Origin of the sequence: Mesorhizobium sp. BH1-1-4 (assembly GCF_020165665.1) — a bacterium.
Lineage (GTDB): Bacteria > Pseudomonadota > Alphaproteobacteria > Rhizobiales > Rhizobiaceae > Mesorhizobium.
In genome coordinates this window covers 728,094-752,979 of record NZ_JAIUIN010000001.1, presented here as the reverse complement: position 1 = coordinate 752,979, position 24,886 = coordinate 728,094, and the positions used below count along the sequence as shown (strand labels likewise).

The 24,886-nt window shown below is 59.7% G+C and carries 21 protein-coding genes; 13 read left to right on the top strand and 8 right to left on the bottom strand.

Going from position 1 to position 24,886, the window contains the following annotated elements; genetic code table 11:
• Positions 1 to 6: 6 nt before the first annotated feature.
• From leuC to LB569_RS03405, 5 genes are all read right to left on the bottom strand, one after another.
• On the bottom strand, positions 7 to 1,413 hold the full coding sequence (leuC, locus tag LB569_RS03425; RefSeq protein WP_224691062.1) for a 3-isopropylmalate dehydratase large subunit: 1,407 nt from the start codon (positions 1,411 to 1,413) through the stop codon (positions 7 to 9).
• A 370-nt stretch (positions 1,414 to 1,783) separates the two neighbouring features.
• Positions 1,784 to 2,476 carry an ABC transporter ATP-binding protein gene (locus LB569_RS03420; RefSeq protein WP_224691130.1) on the bottom strand — a complete coding sequence of 231 codons (693 nt, stop codon included), beginning with the start codon at positions 2,474 to 2,476 and terminating at the stop codon, positions 1,784 to 1,786.
• A 2-nt stretch (positions 2,477 to 2,478) separates the two neighbouring features.
• Positions 2,479 to 3,276 (bottom strand): ABC transporter ATP-binding protein, encoded by a 798-nt coding sequence (locus LB569_RS03415; RefSeq protein ID WP_224691061.1) that lies wholly within the window; start codon positions 3,274 to 3,276, stop codon positions 2,479 to 2,481.
• A complete protein-coding gene (locus LB569_RS03410; RefSeq protein WP_224691060.1) occupies positions 3,269 to 5,185 on the bottom strand; it encodes an ABC transporter permease in 1,917 nt (638 codons plus the stop codon). The genes LB569_RS03415 and LB569_RS03410 overlap by 8 nt, the downstream gene beginning before the upstream one ends.
• Positions 5,186 to 5,264: 79 nt before the next feature.
• Complete coding sequence (locus LB569_RS03405; protein WP_224691059.1) at positions 5,265 to 6,479, bottom strand: ABC transporter substrate-binding protein; 1,215 nt, start codon at positions 6,477 to 6,479, stop codon at positions 5,265 to 5,267.
• A 719-nt stretch (positions 6,480 to 7,198) separates the two neighbouring features.
• Here LB569_RS03405 and LB569_RS03400 point away from each other — a divergent pair.
• Positions 7,199 to 7,909 (top strand): alpha/beta hydrolase, encoded by a 711-nt coding sequence (locus LB569_RS03400; RefSeq protein ID WP_224691058.1) that lies wholly within the window; start codon positions 7,199 to 7,201, stop codon positions 7,907 to 7,909.
• A gap of 62 nt (positions 7,910 to 7,971) precedes the next feature.
• On the opposite strand, the gene LB569_RS03395 is transcribed toward LB569_RS03400, so the two are convergent.
• The 3 genes from LB569_RS03395 to LB569_RS03385 form a co-directional block, all read right to left on the bottom strand.
• A complete protein-coding gene (locus LB569_RS03395; RefSeq protein WP_224691057.1) occupies positions 7,972 to 8,739 on the bottom strand; it encodes an SDR family NAD(P)-dependent oxidoreductase in 768 nt (255 codons plus the stop codon).
• Positions 8,740 to 8,815: 76 nt separating this feature from the next.
• Entirely contained in the window at positions 8,816 to 9,817 is a 1,002-nt protein-coding gene (locus tag LB569_RS03390) for a LacI family DNA-binding transcriptional regulator (protein WP_224691056.1), read from the bottom strand.
• Positions 9,818 to 9,853: 36 nt separating this feature from the next.
• The gene (locus tag LB569_RS03385) at positions 9,854 to 10,852 is read right to left on the bottom strand and encodes a 4-hydroxythreonine-4-phosphate dehydrogenase PdxA (protein ID WP_224691055.1); all 999 of its coding nucleotides are present in this window, start codon (positions 10,850 to 10,852) and stop codon (positions 9,854 to 9,856) included.
• Between the two features lie 87 nt (positions 10,853 to 10,939).
• On the opposite strand from LB569_RS03385, the gene LB569_RS03380 reads away from it, so the two are divergent.
• The 12 genes from LB569_RS03380 (at position 10,940) to LB569_RS03325 (ending at position 24,861) form a co-directional block, all read left to right on the top strand.
• Positions 10,940 to 12,451, top strand: coding sequence for an aldehyde dehydrogenase family protein (locus LB569_RS03380; protein WP_224691054.1), 1,512 nt, complete (start codon positions 10,940 to 10,942; stop codon positions 12,449 to 12,451).
• Between the two features lie 15 nt (positions 12,452 to 12,466).
• Positions 12,467 to 13,396, top strand: a complete 930-nt coding sequence (mmsB, locus tag LB569_RS03375) for a 3-hydroxyisobutyrate dehydrogenase (RefSeq protein ID WP_224691053.1) — start codon at positions 12,467 to 12,469, stop codon at positions 13,394 to 13,396.
• On the top strand, positions 13,393 to 14,700 hold the full coding sequence (gene hisD / locus LB569_RS03370) for a histidinol dehydrogenase (protein WP_411970187.1): 1,308 nt from the start codon (positions 13,393 to 13,395) through the stop codon (positions 14,698 to 14,700). Before mmsB ends, hisD begins: the two co-directional genes overlap by 4 nt.
• Before the next feature lie 92 nt (positions 14,701 to 14,792).
• Complete coding sequence (locus LB569_RS03365) at positions 14,793 to 15,677, top strand: amidohydrolase family protein (protein ID WP_224691128.1); 885 nt, start codon at positions 14,793 to 14,795, stop codon at positions 15,675 to 15,677.
• On the top strand, positions 15,664 to 16,587 hold the full coding sequence (locus LB569_RS03360) for an NAD(P)-dependent oxidoreductase (RefSeq protein WP_224691052.1): 924 nt from the start codon (positions 15,664 to 15,666) through the stop codon (positions 16,585 to 16,587). The genes LB569_RS03365 and LB569_RS03360 overlap by 14 nt, the downstream gene beginning before the upstream one ends.
• Positions 16,577 to 17,491 carry an NAD(P)-dependent oxidoreductase gene (locus tag LB569_RS03355; protein ID WP_224691051.1) on the top strand — a complete coding sequence of 305 codons (915 nt, stop codon included), beginning with the start codon at positions 16,577 to 16,579 and terminating at the stop codon, positions 17,489 to 17,491. The genes LB569_RS03360 and LB569_RS03355 overlap by 11 nt, the downstream gene beginning before the upstream one ends.
• Positions 17,492 to 17,514: 23 nt before the next feature.
• On the top strand, positions 17,515 to 18,264 hold the full coding sequence (locus LB569_RS03350) for an SDR family NAD(P)-dependent oxidoreductase (RefSeq protein ID WP_224691127.1): 750 nt from the start codon (positions 17,515 to 17,517) through the stop codon (positions 18,262 to 18,264).
• A gap of 57 nt (positions 18,265 to 18,321) precedes the next feature.
• Entirely contained in the window at positions 18,322 to 18,942 is a 621-nt protein-coding gene (locus LB569_RS03345; protein ID WP_224691050.1) for a hypothetical protein, read from the top strand.
• Positions 18,943 to 18,967: 25 nt separating this feature from the next.
• A complete protein-coding gene (locus LB569_RS03340) occupies positions 18,968 to 19,855 on the top strand; it encodes an N-acyl homoserine lactonase family protein (RefSeq protein ID WP_024505467.1) in 888 nt (295 codons plus the stop codon).
• A gap of 42 nt (positions 19,856 to 19,897) precedes the next feature.
• On the top strand, positions 19,898 to 20,944 hold the full coding sequence (locus tag LB569_RS03335) for an ABC transporter permease (protein WP_024505466.1): 1,047 nt from the start codon (positions 19,898 to 19,900) through the stop codon (positions 20,942 to 20,944).
• Complete coding sequence (locus tag LB569_RS03330; protein ID WP_224691049.1) at positions 20,941 to 22,227, top strand: substrate-binding domain-containing protein; 1,287 nt, start codon at positions 20,941 to 20,943, stop codon at positions 22,225 to 22,227. Before LB569_RS03335 ends, LB569_RS03330 begins: the two co-directional genes overlap by 4 nt.
• Before the next feature lie 81 nt (positions 22,228 to 22,308).
• Positions 22,309 to 24,861: an ATP-binding cassette domain-containing protein gene (locus tag LB569_RS03325; protein ID WP_224691048.1), complete on the top strand. Its 2,553-nt coding sequence runs from the start codon at positions 22,309 to 22,311 to the stop codon at positions 24,859 to 24,861.
• Positions 24,862 to 24,886: the final 25 nt, after the last annotated feature.

The following is a 24,886-nucleotide window of genomic DNA, read 5'->3' as shown; positions in this document are numbered from 1 at the left end:
TTCGCCTCAGATCAGTTCGCGCACGTCTGTCAAATGGCCGGTGATCGCCGCTCCCGCGGCCATGGCGGGGCTCATCAGATGCGTACGCGCACCGCGCCCCTGTCGCCCTTCGAAATTCCGGTTCGATGTCGATGCGCATCGTTCGCCAGGCTTCAGCCGCTCGCCATTCATCGCCAGGCACATCGAGCAGCCAGGCTCACGCCAGTCGAAGCCGGCCTCGATGAAGATCTGGTCGAGTCCCTCCTGCTCAGCCTGGTCCTTGACCGGCCCCGAACCAGGCACAATCCAGGCGGTCGTACCGTCGGCAACCTTGCGCCCCCGCACCACTGCGGCCGCGGCCCGCAAATCCTCGATGCGGCCATTGGTGCACGAGCCGATGAAGACGTGATCAACGTGGATGTCGGTCAGCGCCTGTCCGGGCTGCAGGCCCATGTAGTCGAGTGCGCCTTGGATACTGGTGCGCTCGCTCTCGTTGTCGCAGGACGAAGGGTTTGGCACCCTGCCTACGATCGGCAGCGATTGGCCGGGATTGGTGCCCCAGGTGACGAAGGGTACTACGTCGGATCCGGCGATTTCGACATCCGCGTCGAAGAACGCATCCGGATCTGACTTCAGCGAGCGCCACGAATCCACTGCCCGGCCCCACATTTCGTCCTTCGGCGAGTATTTGCGTCCTTCCAGATAGGCGATGGTCTTCTCGTCGGGCGCCACCATGCCGGCGCGCGCGCCGCCCTCGATCGACATGTTGCACAGCGTCATGCGCTGTTCCATGGTCAGCGCCCGAACCGCCTCCCCCTGGTATTCGATGACGTGGCCGGTACCACCTGCCACGCCGATCGTATGCAGAATCGAAAGGATTAGGTCTTTCGCCGTTGCGCCGGAGGGCAGTTCGCCCTTCACGTTGACACGCATCGACTTGGACTTGCGCTGCACGATGGTCTGCGTCGCCAGCACGTGCTCGACCTCGGAGATGCCGATGCCAAAGGCGAGTGCCCCGAATGCGCCATGGGTGGAGGTGTGGCTGTCGCCGCATACCAGCAGCGCGCCGGGCAGCACAAAGCCGAGTTCAGGCCCGATCACGTGGACGATACCCTGCCGGCGGTTGCCGACCGAATAGACGTCGATACCGGCCTGCCCGCAGTAGACCTCAATGTCCTGGACCATCTTGCGGGCGTCCTCATCCTCATAGGCGATCCCGTTGACGCGGGGCGTCGTGGGAACGACGTGGTCGGCCACGCCGATCGTCAGATCGGGACGGTGCACCTTGCGCCCGCGCGCACTTAGCCCCGAAAATGCGTAAGTCGCGACACCTTCATGAACCAGATGTCGGTCGACAAAGAGAATTGCCCTGTTGTCGCCCAGTGGCTTGACGACATGGGCATCCCAGATTTTTTCATACAGCGTCTTCGCCATGGTGACCTCTTCGCGGCTGCGCCTGATTGCATCTGCCGAGGACACTCGCTGAACGGAGCATGCGACTGGACACCAGGCGCTCGTCGTCGGCGAAATCCACAGAGGTATCAGGCCGCCCGCAATCTAGGAGTTAGCCCACACGCCTTGAAGGCTCATTTCGACATGGCTCCGTCGCGAACGACGATGCGGATCACGCCACGGTTCAGTTGCTTCCGCCCGCCGCATTTTCAAAATCAGCGGAACGGCTGGACAGTTCTGCCTCCCAGCCCTGTCAGGCGTTGGTCGGCATTCCCAAGCCGACGCCTAAACGGTCGGTCATGAAGGCTCCGATCCCGGCACGCCTTCCTACACGCAACGAGACGGAGAATAGTCAGACACCAAGATAGTCGAGTAGACTTTGTTCCTCATCAGCCATCTGGAGATTCGTCAATTCCTTTACGATCTTCCCGTTCTCGATCATGTAGTATCTGTCCGTAACCTCAGCCGCAAACTGAAGATTCTGTTCGACCAATAGAATTGTCAGACCGGTCGACTTGATATCATTAATGATCGCACCGATTGCATCGACAACTACAGGAGCCAAGCCCTCGGTTGGCTCATCAAGCAAGAGGAACGACGCTCCCATATAGAGCGGACGCGCAATCGCGAGCATCTGCTTCTCTCCGCCAGACAGAGACGCTGCCTTTTGCAGGCGCCGTGCCTTGAGAATCGGGAAATGCTGGTAGATCCGTTCAAGTGGCCATCCTGTGGTTTTGTTCGGCCGACCGATGGTCAGATTTTCATAAACGTTCAATGTCGAAAATATGCCGCGGTCCTCAGGGGCAAAGCCCACTCCCATCCTGCAAATGCGCTCGGGCGAAAGGTCGATGATTTCCGAGCTGCCAAAACGGATGCTTCCCGTCCGGCGCGGTATGTCACCAATAACGGATTTAAGCAGCGTGGTCTTGCCGGCGCCGTTGCGCCCCACCAGCGTCACGACCTCGCCTGCGTCGACTGACAGGCCGACGCTCTGCAATATATGGCTTTCACCATAATAGGCATCGAGATTTCTTATCTCCAACATACTCAATGGCGTTTTCCCAGATAGGCTTCGATTACGCGAGGGTCCTTTCGTACGTCGTCATAGCGCCCGCAAGCGAGCAGAGCACCCTGCTGCATGACGATGATTTCGTCGGCGACATCGGCGATGACTCCAAGATTGTGCTCCACAACGATGATCGTGCGCTCGCGGGACAATTGGGCGATTAGGTCAGTTGTGCGTGACACGTCCGCACTCGTCATCCCTGCGGTCGGTTCGTCGAGAAGAAGGATCACCGGGTGCGCCGCCAAGGAGATCGCGAGTTCCAAGGCCCGTTTGCGGCCATAGGAAAGATCACTGGCCGGCCGCTCGCGCAAAGATGGCGGAATGCCGACCTGATCCAGCAAAGCGTTTGCTTCAGGTCTGTGGTTCTCGTGCCAGCCTGACTTCGCCAGCACTTTGGCGCCCCCATGCGCTCGCCGTTGCACCGACAGGACAACATTGTCCATGACCGCCAGATTGGGAAAAATGCTGGTGATTTGAAAACTTCGCACGATTCCGCGCCGTGCAAACTGTTCGGTGCGCAGCGAAGTCATGTCTTCACCGTTAAACAGCAGACGACCACGCTTGGGCCGATAAAAACCGCTCAAGATATTGAACAGAGTGGTCTTGCCGGCGCCGTTCGGTCCGATGATCCCGTAAACCGGCTTTTTCTCGAACTTCAAGCTGATGTTGTTGATGGCCGTGAAACCGCCAAAGCTCATTGTGACCGACTGCAGTTCAAGGAGCGGCACGTCTGTCGAACCCGCCCCGTAGACGGAGTTACTAACGCCAGGATCAGGCATCGGCCACCTCTCCGGTTGTTGCAATCTGGTTCGGATTTGCAGCGTAAAGCTCACCCTTTGCCGGCATATCGGGCGACGTGGCGCGATCGACCGAATGATGCACGATCTCGCCGAGTATTCCGCGTCGGAACAACAGTACGACGGCCACGAACAGAAGGCCGAGGAACAGGCTGCCATTGTCCGTGATTGTCGACAACGTATTGCGCATGAGCAAAACGATGCCACTGCCTAGAAATGGCCCGAAGATGGTACCGGCGCCGCCAAGCAGCGTCATCATGATAGGCTCTCCAGAAGCGCGCCATGAGACCATTTCAAGGGTAACAAATTGATGGTTAAGGGCATAGAGAGCGCCGCCGATCGAGCACACGACCGCCGAAAATACATACGCCTTCACACGCAAGCCGTAGACGCTGTAGCCAAGGCTCATCATGCGCTGCTCGTTCTCGCGGGCGCCGAGAAGCGCAAGGCCGTACGGCGACTTTAAAAGTCGAATTACCGTGAAAATCACCAAGGCAGCGGCAGCGAGGCAAACATAATAGAAGATCCGGTCGTCCTTGAGGTCCAAGCCCAGGAGCGTTGGTCGAACCAATCCGTGCAACCCGTCCTCACCGCCCGTGTAGTCGGGAAACTGATTGACGACGAAATAAACGATCGACGCGAATGCAAAGGTGATCATGGAGAAATAGATCCCTTTCTTTCTTGCGACGATGAAGCCAAAAAGAAGGCTTACAATCGTGCTCAGGGCGACGCCGCCGAGCAGCGAAAGGAACATCGGAGCCCCGAACTTAACCATCAGGATCCCGGTGACGTAGGCCGACATGCCCCAATAGGCAGCCTGGCCGAACGAGAGGAGTCCGCCGATCGCGAACAACAGATCGAAACCAACCGCAAACAGCCCCCAAAGGATAATGTCGGTCGCAAGGACCGGATAGACCAGCCACGGAAGCAAAAGCGTTGCCGCCAGCGCAATGAGGGCGGTGGGTCGGCTCAAGAACACCCGCCGCGCACGCTCGGTCATCGGTGTATAATGCAGCGCGAAATGCGAAATATCGATGCCTTGGAAAATCCCGCCCGGGCGTATTAGAAGCACGACAAGCATCAGAATGTATATGACTGCGGAGGCCGCCGGCGCATAGAAGATGGCCGCGATAGCCGAGACGAGGCCTGAGGCAAAGCCCATGATTGCCGATCCGGCGATCGAGCCCATGCCGCCGGCGACGACCACGGCGAAGACGAAATTGATCATTTCCTCTCCCATGAATGGCGACACGTTGCGCATCGGTGCGGAAAGCGCCCCCGCGAGCCCAGCCAGAGCGGAGGCGAAAAAGAACGTGCCGGACACGAGAAGGGGCACATTGCCGCCGAAGCATTTAAGCAGATCGGGCCGCTCCGATGCCGCGCGGATCAGCGCTCCCAGGCGCGTGCGCTCAAGCGCCAAATATGTGCCCAGGCATAGAAATACCGATACCACAACGACGAAGAGTCGATATTTAGGGTATGAGGCGAAGCCGAGGCTGACGGCACCCTTGAGAAGGTCAGGCACCAGGTATGGCGCCGACGTAACGCCGTAAAAAATTCGAACAACGTCTTCGATGATCAGCGAGAGGCCGAAGGTCAAAATCAGGATGTAGGCGAGATCCAAGCCATAAAGTCGGCGGATGAGCAGCCGCTCAATAATCACACCAAGCAGTCCGACCAGAACGGCGGAAATGAGAAAGCCCAGCCAAAGCGAAACACCGAGATGCGATCCCAGAATCACCGCGACGATTGCGCCCAGCATGAACATCGCGCCATGCATGAAATTGACCACACGCATCATGCCGAAGATGATGCTCATGCCGAGACTCATCAACGCCAGGACACCTCCCGTCACAAGTCCGTTGAAGAGCAAAATTGCATAGTAAGACATTGGCCGGCCTCGGTTGCGTTGCGGATGAACGCCTCCCTCCGTCGGCGATCAGCCGATGGCGGGAGGCATGCTTCTTCCGCTACCAATCGTGCTTGCAGGTGCTTTCTGCTTCCGGGTAGTACGCCTCCTCCCCTGGAACCGACCCGACGATGTTAAAAAAGTCGCTGTCGTTCTTGACCTCCGATGCGGGTTTCACCTGGCCAATAAAGGTACGCTTCACCACAAGATGGTCGCGCTTGCGCATGAGCGCGTCCTTGGTGAACATGTCGCTGAAACGCCGACCTTCTAGGGCTTCCGTTACCTTGTCGGGATCGTCCGTCCCGATTTCTTGGACGGCCTTCAGTACTTGATAGACGGCAGAATAGTTGCCCGCGTGTATGTCACCAGGGTAGAAGCTCAGCTTCTCGCGGAAACGCTTTGTGAATTTCCGGGTTTCGTCGTCGAGATCCCAATACCAGATCAGCGCGGCGTTTACGCCGGCCCACGTGTCCGGCCCGAGAGCCTTCACATCAGAAAGATTCAACTGTCCGGGAACAATCTTCATTCCGGCATCCATCAAGCCGAATTCACGGGCCTGCTTAACCGCGTTGCGCAGATCCTGTCCGGATTCAAGGATGCCAATAGCCTCGGCGCCAGCCGCCTGCGCTTTGAGAAGATAGCTTGAGAAATCGTCGTTCGGGAACGGCACCATATCCACCCCAACGACCTCCCCACCATTTTGCTTAACGGCACTCGAGAAAGAAGCCAGCAATGACTTTCCGAAGGCAAAGTCGGCTGTGATAAAATACCATTTTTTGGTGCCGTCCTGGGTCATTTTCTTGACCGGCGCGGACATGGCTGAGGTATCGTATCCATAGTGCCAAGTGTATTTGCCGCAGGCTTCATTAGTAAGCGCCATGGTTCCCGGGCTAACGAAGGTCGTCAGAATGTGCCTTTCGTTGGCGAGCTTGGCTATGGCGATGGCTGCAGCGGAACTCGACACGTCGGTAATGAGGTTCACGCCCTGAGAGTCTATGATCTCGCGCGCCTTATTGACCGAGAGTGCAGGATCCAGCTTGTTGTCGACGACGATGACATTGATCGGTACGCCGTTGACCTTTCCACCGAAGTCATCAACAGCCATCTTGGCGAATTCAACGTCACCGGGACCCGATGTTTCTGAGTAAACCGAAGAAAGATCGGTCAACATCAGGATATTGAACTGTTTGGCTTTCATCTGGGCATACGCCGGAACGGTACCTGCAAAAGCGATAGCCGCCAGCAGGCCAGCGGCGACCAATGATTTTATCCGCATTTCAACTCCTCCTCCTCGAAAACAGGCATCCTAGCCGTGAGCCACTCCAGTGACCGCATCTTATTGTCATTCGATTTTTAGCGGCAACGAAAGCAATGGGAGAAGTCTCCTATGGGCAGCACGTCATCGCGTTTGGAGATGCACCACATCGCGCCCATCCCATCGCCATGGTAAACTCCAGAACATCCGCGGGCCAACCTCGAATGATTTCCGCGTGCGCCAAGGTTTTACCGCGTTTCACAGATCGCGGCGCCCCTCTGGTGACCGAGCGACACTAGTAGGCGGAACATTCGTGTATGTTCGCGACGCTTCATCCCATGGGCGCTGCCGAGCACCAGCGCCCTCAATTCAGTATCTTCTTCCTCACCTCGAAAGGGCCCATTACGGAACCTGTCCCGAGCGGCAAAACAGGTGAGAGGACGGTCTTGGTGTCCGCTTTGAAATTTCGGCTCTTGAGTTTCTGATTGACCGGATGTGAGGCGCAAAGCTGTCATCATCGCCTTAGCGCTCCAATGCAGCGCCGGGTTACGACGAGAAGCCACGGTGATCGCGGCGACACTCACTTTGCGTAAACATCAGTCGTGCAGAGAGCGCTTGAACAGATAAGCGCTCAGCTCCGTTGTTGATCGGTCCGTCACAGTATCGAGCAAATGCGATTGTGACCAAGCGTAAAAGATCACTAATAATCATAAGATACAGTCCGGCGCGCCAAACAATGGGTGCTGGACAACATCGCCAGCCACGGCGGCGATCCAAGCCGAATAAGCGTCAGCGGCCATTCGGCCGGCGCACATCCGGCTACATTCCTGTTTGAAAAGACACCAGCGTCGTCACACGTCCGCGCAGCACTGCTGCTGGGCGGCCTCTACGATCTTAAGCCCCTGCGGACGTCCTTCCTCGTGCCGTTGATGGGCATCACTGACGAGGAGGCTACCACTTTTACGCCGATGGTGCGGCAGCACGATCCGGGCACGGCAGTGACCATCATGGTCGGAGATCAGGAAACGCCGCCATTTCATCGGCAAGCCGCAGAGTTCGCGACGCGGCTGCGTGCGCAGGGGCTCGCCGTGAGCGGCCTTTGTCTGCTCGATAAACATCATATGAACAGCGTTGCGGATCTAGGCATCAGCGGGAAACAAGCTGGCGACTGCTTGATAGCGATGATCGAAGGAAACCGCCTTTACGAGGAAGCTCGGGAAAGTGAGCCGAGACCCAGCCGGCTTTTCTGCAACATCGTCCACACGCGCGCACCCACAGGAGCCCCCCGACACCAATGCAATCTTGCCTTCAAGGCCGAGGTCCATGTGCATTCCTTCCCGATAGCTACGGCTCCGATCCAATCAATCTGGGCCCTGTTCGCCAGCCGCAGGGATCATTCCTGGCTAGCATGCAAAAAACTCCTGAATGACACTTTCGAGCGCTGTTTCTGAACTCATGCTTTCATTCTTAGTTCGCATGGCCCGTCCAGATCATGCGCCCCTCCAGCAGGTTCTTAGTCCGCAGTCCAACCGCCGTCGATAACCATGGACGATCCCGTCATGAGAGAGGATGCATCGGACGCCAGGAAGACAACCGCCCCGGTTATGTCGTCGACATGACCGATGCGGCCAAGCTTTATCTTGAACAGCACCTCCGCCCTGAAGGCCTCATTCTTGAGAAAATTCTGAGCGAGCGGCGTTTCGACAAACGTCGGGCAGACGGTGTTGATACGGATCTTATATGGAGCCAGGTCGATTGCCGCCGCTTTGGTCATGCCCTCCATCGCCCATTTCGAGGCGCAGTAGACACTGCGCGTCGCAGCGCCGACATGACCCATCTGCGACGACATGTTTATGATGCTGCCGCTCACGCCCTGCTCCACCATGCGTCGCGCGACGATCTGCGCGACAAAGAAGGAAGCGCGCAGATTGAGACCGATGATATCGTCGAAATCGAGTTGTGTTACATTGAGAAATGGGTTGGTGCGGTTCATCCCGGCATTGTTGACCAGCACATGAAAAGCTGACCTGTGTGACACTGCTTCACTCACTGCCTCAACGTCCCGGATATCGAGAGCGATGGCTTCGGCTCGTCCGCCCGAGCGAATGATATTGGCTGCGGCAGCCTCCACCTCGCTCAATGTGCGAGCGGCCAGAACCACCTCGGCCCCATAGTGGGCGAGCGCGTGTGCGGCAGCCAGTCCCAAACCCCGTCCGGCACCCGTAATGAGCGCTCGTTTTCCGTCCAGCCTGAAACTTGGCGCAACCTGATTGTCCTCCATAAATCTCTCTCCATTTCTTTGAATTGGGAATACGTATGCGCGCACATTTGCTAAATTAGAATGGGGCGTTGATAGTTCAGGCGGTTGCCGCACCGATGTTGGTAGAGCCGCGAATGATCAGTTCGCCGGGTATGCGAATAGCCGCTGGTGGAAAGTCTGCCGGATCAAACAGCAGGGAGAGCGACCGCCCCACCATCGCCTCGATCGGCTGGCGGAAGGTGGTGAGGTCGTATGCCGGCCAGGCGGCCGAGGGAATGTCATCGAAGCCAACGATGGACACATCGCGCGGAACTTTGAGCCCAAGACCGAAGCGCGCGGCGTCCAGCGCGCCAAGCGCCATCACATCGGCGATGCAGAAGATGGCGTCCGGCGGCGTCGGACCGGAAAGAAGGTCGATTGCGGCCCCGTAGCCCCCGCCATAGGTGTTCTCGCCGAATTTCTCGCCGATGATTTCGAGTCCATGGCGGCGCAATTCATCCTGAAAGCCAGCACAACGTTCGCGATGGGTCGACGTATCAGGGCGGCCCCCGATAAGGGCTATGCGTCTATGGCCTGCAGCAACAAGAAGGGCGGCAACTTCCATGGAAGCCGACCTGTTCTCACAACACACCGAATTTATCGAAAAGTCGTCGACGGAGCGATTGAATAAAACCACCCGGGTGTTCCTATTGTGCAGAATGTCGCGCATTCGCGACGACAACACAGCTGACGTCACGATCAAACCGTCGATCTCGTATTGGAGCATCGATGGCAGCACGTCATCGACTTCAAAACCCTTGGGCACGGAAAGCAGCAGGAGCTGCTTGCCCATGGCGTTGAGCTTCTGGGTGTAGATTTCCAGGACGGCCGGGTAGAACGGATTGAGGATGTCGGCCATGATCAGGCCAACCATATTTGTCTTCTTCGTCTGCAGGCTGCGCGCGATCCCATTTGGCGTGTAGCCTAAGCGCTCTGCGGTCTTGCGGATTTTCTTCTTCGTCTCCTCCGAGATTCTCCCATCACCGGCCAGCGCGCGAGAAACAGTCGATTGCGATACGCCAGCCTCCCGTGCGACATCCACCGAAGTTGACCGTCTCATGCATTGGATCCTTGCGCAAATCAGCTTTTGCGCCTGTTATGCTGCCTTGCGCGCAGCAATAGCAAGACGATGCGCGAGATCAAACGCTGCTGTCAGGCCGGCGGGGTCGGCGCGATTTTGGCCGACAATGTCGTAGGCTGTTCCTTGTGAGGCGGTAACGATTGGCAGCGGCAATCCGCCAAGAACGGTCGAGGTGTTGGCGAAACCGAGCGTCTTCAGCGCGATCTGGCCCTGATCGTGGAACATGGTGACGATCAGGTCTAGCTTTTCCGGCCCCACGCGTAGAAAGACGGTATCGGCCGGATAAAGGCCGGCGACATCGTATCCAAGCTCCTTTAGCCTTTCGATAGCGGGAAGGATAATCTCGATCTCCTCAGTGCCCATTGCGCCGCCTTCTCCCAGATGCGGGTTAAGGCCGGCAACGGCTATTCTCGCACGTTTGCCGCTTGATGATTCGACAGCCTTGGCGCCGGCCACCGTGGCCGCAATGATTGACTCCACGGAGATGTTGTCGGCCACTGCGCGGAGCGGGATATGCGAGGTTACGCGGGCGGTCCAAAGAGCCCCCTGGTTATTCATTTCACAGCAGAAGCCGGCAACACCGAGGCGGCTCGAGAAAAAATGCAGTTCGTCGATCGCCTTATGACCGGCCAGCCACATCGCCTGCTTGTTGAGTGGACCATAGACAATCGCATCTAGCTGCCCTGCCCCGGCCGCGTCTGCTGCATTCTCCAGCGCAGCGAGCGTGGCAGCGCCGCCCTCCGCGCTCGCCACGCCGGGTTTGTAGCCGCCTCGATCCAGACCTGAAATCAGCGCCACGCCGCCATGCTCAGGAATCAATGAAACGCTGTCGACGACTGGGATTTCAGCATCGAGACCGGCGATGCGCATTCCGTCGCGAAAGCTCCCTTTCCCACAAAAGACGGCAACGCGAAGGTCACTCAGACGCCCCTTTGCATCGACCAGTTTGGCACAAAGTTCGGGACCGACACCGGATGGGTCGCCAGCGACGAGGCCGATTGTTGTCACGGTCATTTCTCACTCCTGTTTGACAAACTCGTTTCAAATGTCTAACAGAGTGCATACGTATGCTCAATCAAAAACCGACAAAAGCCACTTCGCATGAACGCCTCGGCAACAGACTCACTTGAAACGCGCATCGCCGCACAATCGGCCGAAGCGAGCCGCCTTTCGGGCCAGATCGTTTATGGCGGTCGATTGAGGAAGGCGCTCACGCATGCGCAGTTCGATGTCGAGAACCCGGCGACCGAAGAGGTCATTGGGTACGCGCCCCGCTGCGGTACCGAGGATGTCGATGCCGCAGTCAATGCGGCCTCTTTGGCATTCCGGTCGTGGTCGGCCCTGCCGGCGAGAGAGCGCGGCGCCCTGCTCATTCGGGCAGCTGACCATCTCGACGGTTTCCGCGAAGACATCGCACGGCTGTCGTCCCTGGAGACAGGCAACGCACTGCCGACCCAATCGCGCAATGAAGTGCGCACCATGGTCGATATACTGCGCTATTTCGGCGGCTTGGCTGGAGAGATCAACGGCCTCACCTATCCGCCGGATCCAGGCCGGCTGCTCTATACGCGGCGCGAGGCGCTTGGCGTCGTTGGGGCAATCATCCCGTGGAATGCACCGCTGATGCAGCTTGCCAGCAAGATCGCCCCGGCACTCGCGGCGGGCAACACCGTCGTGTTGAAACCGGCCGAACAGGCACCCCTGGCAGTGCTTCGAGTGTTCGAACTGCTGCAGGAGGTTCTGCCAGCCGGCGTCGCAAACGCTCTTACCGGGCTCGGAGAGGAAGCGGGTCGCCTGCTTTGCCAACATCCGGCGGTACGCAAGATCAGCTTCACCGGATCGAGCGCGGTCGGCGCCATGATCATGCACTACGCCGCCGACAAGATCGTTCCAGTCACAGCCGAACTCGGCGGCAAGAATCCGAACATCGTCCTGGCCGATGCCAATATCGATCGCGCGGCGCGTGGCATTCTGCAGGGGCTCCGGCTTCAGCGTCAGGGCCAGTCGTGTTCCGCCGGTACGCGGATCTATATCCACGACGCCATTTATGATGCGGTGATCGAGCGCGTGCTGGCCGGCATTACGTCTTTTCGGGTTGGAAACCCGCTGGATGAAGCGACACAGGTGGGCTGTATCGTATCGCGCAAGCAGTTCGATCGTGTCGAACGCTACATCGAAATGGCGCGGCAGACGCCCGGCGCCCGTATCCTTTGCGGCGGCCAGCGTCCCGAAGGCCTGGACAAGGGTTACTACTACTCGACGACGCTGATCGAGGGCGTTCCCGCAAGCTCACCCGTTTGCCGCGACGAGATCTTCGGGCCGGTCGCGACTGTCTCACGCTTTACCGATTTCGAGACCGTGCTGCAGGAGGCCAACGATACGCCTTACGGCCTCGCGGCAACGATTTTCACGGAAAACCTCCCGGCGGCTTTCGACTTCGTGTCGCGCATCGAAGCTGGCTTCGTGCAGGTCAACCAATTTGCCGTCGCGGAAGCCAACATCGAATACGGAGGGACGAAAATGAGCGGCATGGGACGTGAGCTCTCGCTGGCGAGCATGATCCAGCATTTCACCTGGTCGAAGACGGTCATCGTCAACACGTCGGCTGCCTGACCGGAGGATGCCCAATTGAAAATTGTCGCTTTCCTTGGTCTTGGCAATATGGGTCAACCAATGACCCGCAATCTGGTCCAAGCCGGCTTTCAAGTCATTGGCTTCGATCCGTCTTCGGCGGCACTCGACGCGGCTGAGAAGCAGGGCGTGCAGCGTGCAGCCTCCGCCGCCGAGGCGGCTTCGTCGGCCGATGTGGTTATCACCATGCTTCCGACCGGAGACAATGTCCGCGACGCCTATCTTGGAGTGTCGGGTCTCATCGCGGTATCCCGCAAGGGTGCGCTGCTAATGGATAGCAGCACGATTTCATCAACCGTTACTGTGGAAATCGCGACTGCCGCCCGCGCAGCGGGCCGGCGCATGATCGACGCACCTGTTTCGGGTGGAACGCCTCGAGCTCATTTGGGCAGCCTGACCTTCATGGTCGGCGGCGAAGCCTCGGATGTCGAGGAGGCCCGACCGCTGCTCGAGGCGATGGGGCAGCGCATCTACCATGTCGGAGCATCGGGAGCGGGCCATACGGCAAAGCTCTGCAACAATATCTTGTCGGGGATCTGCATGGCGGGAACCGTCGAGGCGCTGGCACTCGGTGTCGCCAATGGGCTCGACCCGGCTGTGCTGAGTGATGTCATGCGCAATTCCTCGGGCAACAACTACGCGCTTGAGCGCTATCATCCATTCCCGGGTCTGATGGAGAATGTGCCCTCTGCCAACGGTTTTGCCGGCGGTTTCCGCTCGGATTTCCAGTTGAAGGACATGCGGCTCGCCAAGGAACTGGCGAACAGCTCGAAAGTCTTGGCAGCTATGGGCAATCTCGCGACCGAGCTCTTCGCCATCCATTGCCAGAACGGACATGCCGGCGAGGACTATTCGAGCATCATCAAACTGGCGCTCGATCTCGACAGCTACTTCGAAGGCAGGACGACGGAAGGAGCGACCAAGTGATCCGCAAGCTCAAAGAGGGGCGCGATCCGAGCGCGGTGGCAGCCGATCAGGCCACCATCAGAGCCACGGTTGAGGGCATCATCGCCAATGTCCGTGCGCGTGGCGATGTTGCGGTGCGCGAGCTTTCGATCCGCTTCGACAAATGGGACCGCAAGGATTTTCGCCTCACTGATGCTGAAATACGCGCCTGCCTTGCCGAACTGTCCGAACAGAACCTGAGCGACATTCGCTTTGCGCAGGAACAGGTTCGCAACTTCGCGCAGCATCAGCGGGAAGCGTTGCGCGATATCGAGATCGAGACCTTGCCAGGCGTTGTTCTTGGACACAAGAACATCCCGGTCCAGTCCGTCGGCTGCTATGTGCCGGGTGGAAAGTATCCGTTGCTGGCCTCCGCCCATATGTCGGTCATTACGGCCAAGGTTGCTGGCGTACCGCGCATCCTCACGGCGGCGCCACCTTATAAGGGGCGCCCCGCCCCGGCAATCGTTGCGGCGCAGCATCTGGCAGGCGCGGATGAAATCTACTGTCTCGGCGGTGTGCAGGCAGTGGCCGCCATGGCACTGGGCACGCAAAGCATCCAGTCCGTCGACATGTTGGTCGGTCCAGGCAACGCCTTCGTGGCGGAAGCCAAGCGCCAGCTCTATGGGCAGGTCGGCATCGATCTCTTTGCCGGCCCAACCGAAACGCTGGTCATTGCCGATGACAGCGTCGACGCCGAACTATGCGCGACCGATCTTCTCGGCCAGGCCGAGCATGGCCCCAACTCACCGGCAATCCTGCTGACCAATTCAGAGGCACTCGCCAAAGCCACGATCGCAGAGGTCGAAAGGCTGCTGACCATCCTGCCGACTGCCGTCGTCGCCCGTCGCGCATGGGAAGACTACGGCCAGGTCATCCTGTGTTCGACGGAAGGCGAAATGATCGGCGAAGCAAACCGCATTGCGTCGGAGCACGTCCAGGTAATGACCCGTGACCCGGATATCTTTCTCGAGCGGATGACGAACTACGGTGCGCTTTTTCTCGGGCCGCGAACCAATGTCGCCTACGGCGACAAGGTGATTGGAACCAACCATACGCTGCCGACGGCGGGAGCCGCCCGCTACACCGGCGGCCTCTGGGTCGGCAAGTTCCTGAAGACCGTTACCTATCAACGCGTCCTGACCGATCAGGCCTCGGCCATGATCGGCGAATACTGTTCGCGCCTTTGCATACTTGAAGGATTCGCCGGCCATGCCGAGCAGGCGAACGTTCGTGTCCGTCGCTATGGCGGGCGCAATGTTCCCTATGCGGCCGCCGCTGAATGAATCGCGGTGACGACTGCGGATGCTGGAAGAGGAGCTGGCATCCAATCTGAGATGGGTTGTCCCGGGACGGTGAGGAGACAGACGTGACTGATATGCTGATGGTGGATGCTCATGTCCACTTCTGGAATCCGGAGCAGAACTACTATCCGTGGCTGAACGATCGGCCTCTGATCCCGTTCCGCTATGGCGACTACTCCTTGATATGCCGACCCTATCTGCCGGCCGACTACAAGCGGGACGCTGCCGGCCACAACGTCGTCAAGACGGTCTATATCGAAGCCGAGTGGGATCCGAGCGATCCGATCGGCGAGATGGATTATATCGCCTCCCTTCGTCGCGAGACGGGGTGGCCCGACGTCGCTGTCGGCCAGGCATGGCTCGACCGGGACGACCGCGCGCGGGTGCTGGAGCGGCTGGCCGGTTTCGCCTTCGTACGCGGCCTGCGTCACAAGCCGAAATCCAATCCCAAGCCCGGCTCAGCCGCTCCAGGCAGCATGGTCGACCCGCATTGGGTCGAAGGTTTCTCGATGCTGTCCAGCTATGGTTTGCGGTTCGATCTGCAGACACCATGGTGGCATCTGCACGAGGCGTGCACGCTCGCCGACCGCTTCCCGCAGACGCAGATCATCCTGCTGCATTCAGGGCTGCCGGCCGATCGCAGTGCCGAGGGGATTGCCGGCTGGAGGGCGGCAATGACCGAATTCGGCAAGCGGCCGAACGTGGCGGTGAAGATCTCCGGCATCGGCCTGCCTGGCCAGCCTTGGACGGTCGCCAACAACCGCGACATCGTGAGGTCGATCATCGAAATTTACGGCGTCGAGCGCTGCATGTTCGGGAGCAATTTCCCGGTCGACAGTGTGTGCGGCACGCTCGACAAGATCTTCGGTGGCTACAAGGAGATCACGGCGGATCTCGGACCCGAAGCGCAAAAGCGTCTGTTCCACGACAATGCGGTCCAATTCTATGACATACAGTAAGCCGCGCCTTGCCTATATCGGCGTCGGCCTGATGGGCGGACCGATGGCCGCGCGCCTTGGAGGGCTTGGCTACAAGCTGCGGGTCTTCGACGCCGATGCCGGCCGGCAAGCGGTGGCTATGGCTTCGGGTGCAGTTGGCGCTGCGTCGCCAAAAGACTGTGTCGCGGATGCGGATCTCGTGCTCCTCAACCTGCCGTCGCAGGCGGCGGTCGAAACCGTGGTGTTTGGCCAAGCGGGCCTGTCGGATGCTCTGCTGTCACCGCAGATCGTGGTGGATTTCTCAACCGTGTCGCCGGATTTCTGCCGGTCCATCGGTTCGCGCGTCCTAGCGGCCACGGGATGCGAATGGATCGACGCTCCGGTTTCGGGTGGTCCCTCGGCGGCAGGCGAAGGCACACTGACGATCATGGCCGGCGGCTCGGATTGGGCGATCGCACGCATCCGTTCCTTGATCCAGGATATCGGCCGGCAGTTCACCCATGTCGGACAGACAGGCATGGGTTCGGTTGCCAAGATGATCGCGCAGCTCGTGGTCGGCACGAATTATGCTGTTCTGGCCGAAGCCGTGCGCCTCGCTGAAGCGGCAGGAATGGATGCCGCACTGCTGCCTGAATGCGTGAAATACGGCCATGCCGACGGCGTTCTGATGCAACAGCTCTATCCACGTATCGCCGTACATGATTTCGCGCCGCGGGCCTATGCGCGTCAGCTGCTGAAAGACCTCGATATGGTGCAGGAGCTTGCCCGTATGTCGGGCACGGCAACTCCAATGTCCGGCCAAGCTGCCCAGCTCTTTCGTCTTCTTGTCACCGCCGGCCACGGCGACATCGACGGCACCGGCATCTATCGCCTCTACGAAGGCGCGCCGTCACATCTTACAGCGATCGGGGAGAGAGCGCGTGCCCAGTAATTCTTACGGATTCGTCGGTCTCGGTGCGATGGGCATGCCCATGGTGAGCAAGGCTCTGGCAGCCCAGCTCGACGTCCACATTTTCGATACCAACGCTGCGGCCGTCGACGTGCTTGTCGCGCAGGGAGCAAAGCGGGAAGACAGCGCCGCCGCGGTCGCCAATGCGGTCGAGACGGTCTTCGTCAGCCTGCCAAACGCGCCGATCGTCGAGGCCGTCGCGCTCGGCGAGGCCGGCCTCATCCATGGCAAACGCATCAATCACTATATCGATCTCTCGACCACCGGCCCGACAATGGCGCGCAAGGTCGGTGATGCGATGGCGGAACGCGGCGTTTCGGTGCTGGATGCGCCCGTCAGCGGCGGACCAATCGGCGTCCGCAACGAGACGCTGGCGGTCATGGCGTCGGGGTCGGAGCAGACACTGGAACGGGCACGACCGTTCCTGGCGACATTTGCAAAGACTTTTGTCCATCTCGGCCCGGACGTCGGCAAGGCACAGATCCTCAAGCTCGCCAATAATCTTCTCACCGCAACCAACATGGTGATCGTTGGCGAAGCGCTGGCATTCGCCGAAAAGGGCGGTATCGAGCCCGAGGATCTGTTCCGGATCATCAATGCCGGCTCAGGCCGGTCCTGGGTGTCGGAGATCGCCTATCCAAAGCATGTGGTGACACGCCGCTACGACCAGAATTTTCGCACCGAGCTCATGCACAAGGACGTGACACTTTGCATGCAGGAAGCCGAGCGTATGGGCGTGCCAATGTGGCTCGGGGCCAACGTCCGCCAGTTCTGGCAGTTCGCCATGACTCAAGGCATGGCCGACGCCGATTGCTCGCGCATCGCGGCCCTCATCGAGGGTTGGGCAGGCCTGAATATCGAAGACGAGGCCGAGGCCGCCGAATGAATTCATATGGGGAGGAGTACACCGTGATGCTGAACGACAAGACCGCCATTATCACAGGCGCCGCCTCGCCGCGCGGCATAGGCAAGGCCACGGCCCGGCGGCTTGCCGCGCAGGGCTGCCGCGTGGCGATCTTCGACCTCGACGAAGAGGCCGCCATGAATGCGGCCCGCGACATCGGCTCCGAACACATCGGCGTCGCTTGCGATGTCCGGGATCCTGCTTTTTGCCGCAAGGCAGTTGGTGACGTCATGGCCCGCTTCGAACATGTCGACATCCTGGTCAACAATGCCGGCATCAGCCAACCAGACCGGCTGATGGATATCACCCAGGAGAATTTCGACCTGGTCATCGATTCCAGCCTGCGTGGCAGCCTGAACATGGCCCAGGCTACCGTGCCTTCGATGATCGAACGGCGCTCCGGCGCGATCGTTTCGATCGGCTCGATCGCGGCCCAGATCGGCGGCGGCATTTTCGGCGGGCCGCATTATTCCGCAGCCAAGGGCGGCATCCACAGCCTCACCAAGTCGATGGCGCGTGAACTGGCGCAGCACAATATCCGCGTCAACGCGATTGCCCCAGGCACGATCGACACGGACATCTTTGGAGACAAGCTGACCGAAGACAAGCGGCGCGACATCGTCGTGAACATCCCGCTGGGCCGGCTCGGGACGGCTGACGATATCGCAAAAGCCTGCCTGTTCCTGGTCTCGGACCTGTCCGACTACGTGACGGGGCTCATTCTCGACGTGAACGGCGGCCGATTCATGCACTGAAAAGACAGTCCGCACGGGCCTGCGGATCGATGCGACGACGAACATTGGAGGCGACGCATGCTTACGATCAATTCCGGACGAGACGAGGCTCCGCTTGCGGGTGGGAGGGTGCCTCTACCGTTTTGTCGCGAATTTCCAGCGCCTTCGTCAGGGATCGAAGGCGTGCATCGTCCCACCTGCTCCATATGGGACACCCCCCGCGAGTACCAGCCCGATGCGTTGTTGAAGTCAGGGATCAAGGATGAAGTGCTCGCCTCCTACCTGTCAGACACACGCCCGCTCTATGACGCCGCCAAGCGATGCGTTGGCCAGCTTTCGGGAATCCTGCTTCTGCTCCAGACCGACAGCCTCGACCGCAACCGCAACGATCTCTTGCTGGCGTCGGTGACAAGGCAGTTGCGCGAGGCAACCGACCGTCTGGGTGCGGTGAAGGCGCCGCCGAAAGCAGCCCGCCACCAAGCCGCGCTAGCCGATCTACTCCTGCTTCTCGTCCGGATACTCTCGCGGCTTGATCGTCTTGCCGATCTCATTGATCCGGCAAGTCCCGATCTCGATGCCGTCGTTGACGCGCTTTTTTCCGCGCAGCGGTCGCTGCGGATGGTTTCGGAACCTTCCGCCGGACTGACCCCCGTGGATTTCACGGCGGCCTGCTGCAACTGCCGACCCGCGAAAAATTAACCGGGTGGATCAAGGGAGGAAACCGGTGTCACTCTATTCGATCTACGTCCTCGAGTACGGCTATGTGCCCGAATACCACAAGAGCGGCGTCATCTACGGCGCTCACAATGAAGGCTATGTGAAGCTGCCCTACTGCTACGCCGTCATCAAGGGAGACGGTTGGGCCGCGATGGTCGACGTCGGTTACAACGACCGCGACTACGGGAACTATCTTGGCACGCTGTTCAATGTCCAGAACTGGCGCGGACCGCGCGAGGTTCTTGCCGAAATCGGATTGACGCCGGAAGACATCAACGCAGTCTTTATCACGCACGCGCATTTCGATCATTTCGGCAATGTCGATGCATTTCCCAACGCCACCTTCTACGTCCAGAAGAAGGAGCTGCAGGAATGGATCTGGGCAATGTCGCTGCCGGACCGCATGCGCTGGATCCTGTCCGGCATCGATACGGCGGATATCCTGCGCGGTGTGCAGCTGGCGCGCGACAAACGCCTCATCGCGGTCGATGGCGCCATGGAAAACGTCTTCCCCGGCATCGATCTTCACGTCGCCTATGACAGCCACACCTTCGCATGCATGTGGGTGACGGTGCGCAATGATGGCAAGACGGATTCCCAGGACACCTGGGTGCTTGCCGGTGATCTTGTTTACCAATTCGAGAACCTGAACGGCGCCTCCGAACAGCTCAAGATCGACGACATGTATCTCCCGGTCGGCCTTGCCACCGGCAGCCAGATCAATCTGATCATGGCCACCGAAGCCATGATGAAACAGGTCGGCCATGAGTCTCGACGGGTCATACCCGTTCACGAGTCGCGGCTTGAACAGACATTCCCGTCCCGGCTCTCCAGCCAGAAGCTGCGCATCAGCGAAATCTGTCTGGCCAGCGGAGCAAGATCCGCACTGCTTTAAGCAACAAGTTCATTGCCGCGAATCCGCAGAAGGACAAGACACGTGGAAAAGCCTTCAGAGAAGCCAAAGCCGGTCACGGCCTTAGGAGAAGGTGCATCCGGACCGAGCAGTTGGTTTGCCTCAGCTGGCGGACCGACCGCGGGTATCGCGGCGGCAACGCTGGTCCTGTTCGTCTTCGGCGGCCTGATCGCCCCGCAGAGTCTTGGCACCGGAGCGATGAGCGGAATGCTTCCCTTTGCCGCGATCCTGGCCTTGGTCAGCCTGGGTCAGACACTCGTCATCCAGCAGGGCGGCATCGATCTGTCCGTGCCGGGGATGGTTTCGCTCAGCGCTGTCATCGTCTGTTACTTCTCAGAGAGCCAACCGAATGCCGAGGGCAGTGTCGTCCTGGCACTCTTTTACGCTTTCGCCGCTGCAGCTGTAGCGGGGCTGATTAGCGGCCTGCTCGTCAGCAAGGTTCGTGTTGCGCCCATCGTGGCCACGATCGGCATGAACGCGCTGCTCTATGGCATGAACGTCAAGATTTCGGGCGGCACGCCGGTGTCGGTACCCGGGTCGATAGCGGCATTCGCCAACGGCAAGATATTTGGCATCACGCAGCTCGCCTATTTGGCAGTGGCGATGGCTATTGTCGTCATTTTCGTCGTCAAGGCGACGACCTTCGGGCGTAATTTCGAGGCTGTCGGCGCAAACAGCCGAGCGGCACGCGCGGCGGGTATCGTCGCTGACCGCTACCAGATCGCCGCGTATGTGGGCGCGAGCCTGCTCTATGCGGCCGGCGGCATTCTGCTCGGCGGCCTTATGCAACTGCCAAGTCCGCAGCAGGGCGACAACTACCTGATGCCGTCGATCGCCGCGACGGTTCTGGGTGGAACCTCGCTGTTTGGCGGCAAGGGCAATCTGGCGGCAACCGTGATCGCCGCTCTCTTTCTCACACAGCTCCAGCAATTGGTGCTGACGACGGGCGCCAGCATCGGCGTTCAATACCTTTTTCAAGGTGCCGCGATCCTGGTCGGGGTCGGCATCTATGGTCTTAATTTTCGCAATCTCAGGCGTGCAATCAGCTTGAGGAACAGGTCGACCGCATGATGGTCGGCGGCCAAGGGAATAAACAGTTTCAACGCTGTCCATCACGGGCAGGTTGGAGAACAGCAACCAAACTTCGTTGGGAGGAAATGATGAAGTCTTATCTTGGATTAAACGTGATATGGGGCGCCGCGCTCGCCCTGTCGGCCTTTGCAACTGTCTCACCGCTGTCGGTCACACAAGCCGGCGCCGCGGATTGGTGCAAGGGCATCGCCGGTGGTGTCTTCTGCGCCGAACCGGCGGCGACGCCGCCGAGCTTCTGCGGCACGAAGGAAATCTCCGTCGCGCTGGCGGATGGCTTCGCCCAAAACCCCTGGCGGCAGATGACGACGGCCGCTGCGATCAACGAGGCCAGCCAGTGCCCGAATGTCACCGGCTGGGATCATACCGACGGACAGGGGAACACCCAGAAGGCAATCTCCGACCTCAGCGGTCTCGCGGCACGCGGCGTCAATGCCATTGTCGTGTTCCCCGATGCCGGCCCAGCCATGTTGCCGGCGATCCGCGATGCTTTCAAGCAAGGCAGCACCGTCGTCCCCTACCGCGCCCGTGTCGGCGGCGAGGAAGGCAAGGACTACAGCGTTTTCGTCGGCACGAACTTCCACCAGGACGGCGTCGACTGGGGAAAATGGATGGCCAAGGCCCTCAACGGTAAGGGAAATGTCGCCTATCTCGGCGGACCTGCCGGAACCAGCCAGAGCCGTGAGCGCGCCGATGGCATCCTCGAAGCGTTCAAGGACTATCCGGGCATCGTCCAGATCGGGCAGAAACCGTTCGAAGTGACGAATTGGGATTCCAGCATGGTCGCCAAATCACTGGGCGCGCTGATTGCCCAGTATCCGCAGATCGACGGTGTGATCGCCGACCTCAGCATGGGCGTTGTCGCCTCGGGCGTTTTCGAACGGGCCGGTCGGCCGCTGCCGCTGATCGCCGGTGAAGACGCCAACGTGTTCGGCTGCACCTGGAAGAAGCTGCACGACGCCGACGCCAAGTCCACCTTCCAGTACACGACAAACAGCGCCGAGCAGTGGAATGTTCGCCTGGCCGTGCGCTGGGCGATTGCCGAGGCCGCCGGCGGCAAGATGGATCAGCCGCTCGTCATAACCGATCCCAATGGCACCAAGCATACGGTGGCCGCGGCGGGTGTGAAGGAAGTGACGAACTTCCAGCTGGAGGATTCGCTTGCCGGAACGGTGTTCTGCAATCCGAAGCTCCCGGAATCCGCTTCGAATGGCAGCAGCCTGACGGACGAACAAGTCCTGGCGGCCCTTAAGGGCGGTCTCTGATCTCGAGCAAAACGGGGCGGGCTTCTGCCCGCCCCTTCATCTCCTCAAGGAGGATGATGGAGACACTTAGGAGGATCGACCATGGCCACCGTCGAACAGCTTCAGCCTGACATGGCACCCCCGGCCGACGCCGTATCGGGCGCCCCTTTGGGATTGCGAATGCAAGGCGTATGGAAGCGTTTCGGCAATGTCGTGGCCGTGAAGGACATCTCGTTTGACGCGCGATGTGGCGAGGTTCATGCGCTTCTGGGAGAAAATGGCGCAGGCAAGTCGACATTGATGGGCATTGCCTCCGGGAATTTGAGCTTCGATCAGGGTTCGATCGAAATATGCGGACAAACTCTAGATCGCTTGAGCGCGGCACAGGCGCAGCGGCTCGGGCTCGCCATCGTGCATCAGCACCCGGCAGTGCTTCCTGATCTGACGGTGGCTGAAAACCTGCTGCTTGCAGTTCCAGCAGCGCTTCGAACGGATTATGCGAATGCCAATGACTGGGTAGTCGCCCAGCTCCATCGTGTTGGCTCTGCCGTTCATCCCAAGACCCGGCTGTGTGATGTCGACATAGCACAAAGCCAACTGATAGAACTTGCCAAGGCGCTTGCGATCGACCCGAAGATCCTCATTCTTGACGAACCCACCGCGGCTTTGACAGCCGACCTTGTCGATATCCTGTTTCGCAACGTGCGCCAAGCTGCGGCTCGCGGCGCGGCGGTCATCTACATTTCGCATCGGCTGCAGGAAATCAGACAGATCGCAGACACGGTCACCGTCATGCGTGACGGTGAAGTGAAGGGATCGGCACCGGTGCGCGATGTCAGCGATGACCAGATCCTCAACCTTATTGTCGGACGCACCGTTACCAAGCAATTTCCGGCCAAATCATCCGGTGTCATGAGTGGCGCAAGTGTTCTTGAGGTCAAAGGGCTTTCGGGCGCAGATTTCGTAGACATCAATATGTCGGCGCGTGGCGGCGAGATCGTTGGTATCGCCGGCATTACCGGAAACGGCCAGAGCGACTTCCTGCGCTCGCTGGCAGGTCTTGGAAATGCCCGTGGAGCCGTCACTCTGGACGGGAAGACCGTGCCGCTCGGCAACCCGGGTGCCGCTCGTGGTGCCGGCATTGTCTATCTGTCTCCCGACCGCCAGCATGAAGGCCTTTTTCCCAGTCTTTCCATGCGCGAGAACGGCACCATCTCGGCCCTGTCACGTTTCGCGAATTTTGGCGTCGTGGACCGCTCGCTCGAACGGCGGCAAATGGAAACGCAGCGAGTGGACCTGAACATTCGCGCGGCATCGATCGAGCAGAATGTCGCCACGCTTTCCGGCGGGAACCAGCAAAAGACGATCCTGTCACGAGCTCTCCTGGCAGAAGCTTCGCTCGTGCTGGCAGAGGAGCCGACAGCCGGGGTCGACGTGGGTGCCCGCGCCGAAATCTATCGCATCCTGCGTGACGTCGCTTCGCGCGGGACATTGGTGGTGATCGTCTCATCCGATATCGTTGAGCTTGAGGGCCTATGCGACCGCGTGCTGGTTTTCTCCCGTGGGCACGTAGTGGGCGAACTCTCAGGCCAAGACGTCAATGAGGCCAGTATCGGCCGGACCATGATAACGGCCACCACCCATCGCAAGACCGACCAGCAAGGACGAGACAGATCCGGTACTAGGCGTTCATGGCTGCAAATAGTTGCTGCGGGCGACTATGTTCCAAGCCTCGTGCTTGCCGGGCTAATAGTGCTGCTGGGCCTGGTAGCGTCTGCCCACAACATACGTTTCGTCTCAGGCTTCAACATCGAGAAGATCCTGTTCCTTTCCGCTGCGCTGGCGTTCGTCTCGTTTGGCCAGATGTGCGCGGTGTTCACCGGCAGGATCGATCTGTCGGTCGGCCCGTTGATCGGCTTGAGCCTCGTCATCGCGTCATTCTTCCTGAATGAAGGCGCCGGCATGGGAACGATAATCGTTGGCGTGTTGGCCGTGTTTGGCGCCGCAGCCCTTGTCGGCCTGACCAACGGGACCTTGGTTCGGTTCGGGAACTTCACTTCCGTCGCCGCGACGCTAGGGGTCTACATCATCATTCAGGGCATCTCGGTGTTGCTGCGGCCCTATCCCGATGGAGCCATCAGCGCCACCGTCATGGATACCATCAAAGCCACTATCGGCAGCATTCCGATCATGTTCATCGTCGCGTTGGTCCTGGCAATCATCCTCGAAGTCGGCTTGCGCTACAGCCGTTGGGGGATGAGCTTGCGCGCCGTTGGCTCGAACGAGAAGGCGGCGGCGCATATCGGTGTGCGCACAGGCTGGACTGTCGTCGGCGCGTTCATCGTCTGCAGCTTGCTCACGGCGCTTGGTGGCATGATGGTGGTGGCGCAGCTCGGGATAGGCGATCCCAATCAGGGCATCGAATACACGCTGGGCAGCATCGCCGCAGTGGTCCTCGGCGGAGCCAGTCTCTTCGGCGGACGCGGCAGCTTCATCGGCGTGCTGCTGGGCGCCGTCCTGATCCAGGAAGTCAATTCGTCGATGGTTTTCCTGGGCCTGTCGCAAGCTTGGCAATATTGGTTCATCGGCCTGCTGACGCTGATCGCGGTGGCAGTCTATTCACAGGCCCGGTCAGCGTCCATCGAGAGGCCGTGATACGAACTGCTGCGGACTGGATATA

Bases quoted from the DNA above. Each gene is read 5' to 3' on its own strand.
- leuC (WP_224691062.1), bottom strand. From the start codon at position 1,413: ATGGCGAAGACGCTGTATGAAAAAATCTGGGATGCCCATGTCGTCAAG.
- LB569_RS03420 (WP_224691130.1), bottom strand. From the start codon at position 2,476: ATGTTGGAGATAAGAAATCTCGATGCCTATTATGGTGAAAGCCATATA.
- LB569_RS03415 (WP_224691061.1), bottom strand. From the start codon at position 3,276: ATGCCTGATCCTGGCGTTAGTAACTCCGTCTACGGGGCGGGTTCGACA.
- LB569_RS03410 (WP_224691060.1), bottom strand. From the start codon at position 5,185: ATGTCTTACTATGCAATTTTGCTCTTCAACGGACTTGTGACGGGAGGT.
- LB569_RS03405 (WP_224691059.1), bottom strand. From the start codon at position 6,479: ATGCGGATAAAATCATTGGTCGCCGCTGGCCTGCTGGCGGCTATCGCT.
- LB569_RS03395 (WP_224691057.1), bottom strand. From the start codon at position 8,739: ATGGAGGACAATCAGGTTGCGCCAAGTTTCAGGCTGGACGGAAAACGA.
- LB569_RS03390 (WP_224691056.1), bottom strand. From the start codon at position 9,817: ATGAGACGGTCAACTTCGGTGGATGTCGCACGGGAGGCTGGCGTATCG.
- LB569_RS03385 (WP_224691055.1), bottom strand. From the start codon at position 10,852: ATGACCGTGACAACAATCGGCCTCGTCGCTGGCGACCCATCCGGTGTC.
- LB569_RS03380 (WP_224691054.1), top strand. From the start codon at position 10,940: ATGAACGCCTCGGCAACAGACTCACTTGAAACGCGCATCGCCGCACAA.
- LB569_RS03365 (WP_224691128.1), top strand. From the start codon at position 14,793: ATGCTGATGGTGGATGCTCATGTCCACTTCTGGAATCCGGAGCAGAAC.
- LB569_RS03360 (WP_224691052.1), top strand. From the start codon at position 15,664: ATGACATACAGTAAGCCGCGCCTTGCCTATATCGGCGTCGGCCTGATG.
- LB569_RS03345 (WP_224691050.1), top strand. From the start codon at position 18,322: ATGCTTACGATCAATTCCGGACGAGACGAGGCTCCGCTTGCGGGTGGG.
- LB569_RS03330 (WP_224691049.1), top strand. From the start codon at position 20,941: ATGATGGTCGGCGGCCAAGGGAATAAACAGTTTCAACGCTGTCCATCA.
- LB569_RS03325 (WP_224691048.1), top strand. From the start codon at position 22,309: ATGGCCACCGTCGAACAGCTTCAGCCTGACATGGCACCCCCGGCCGAC.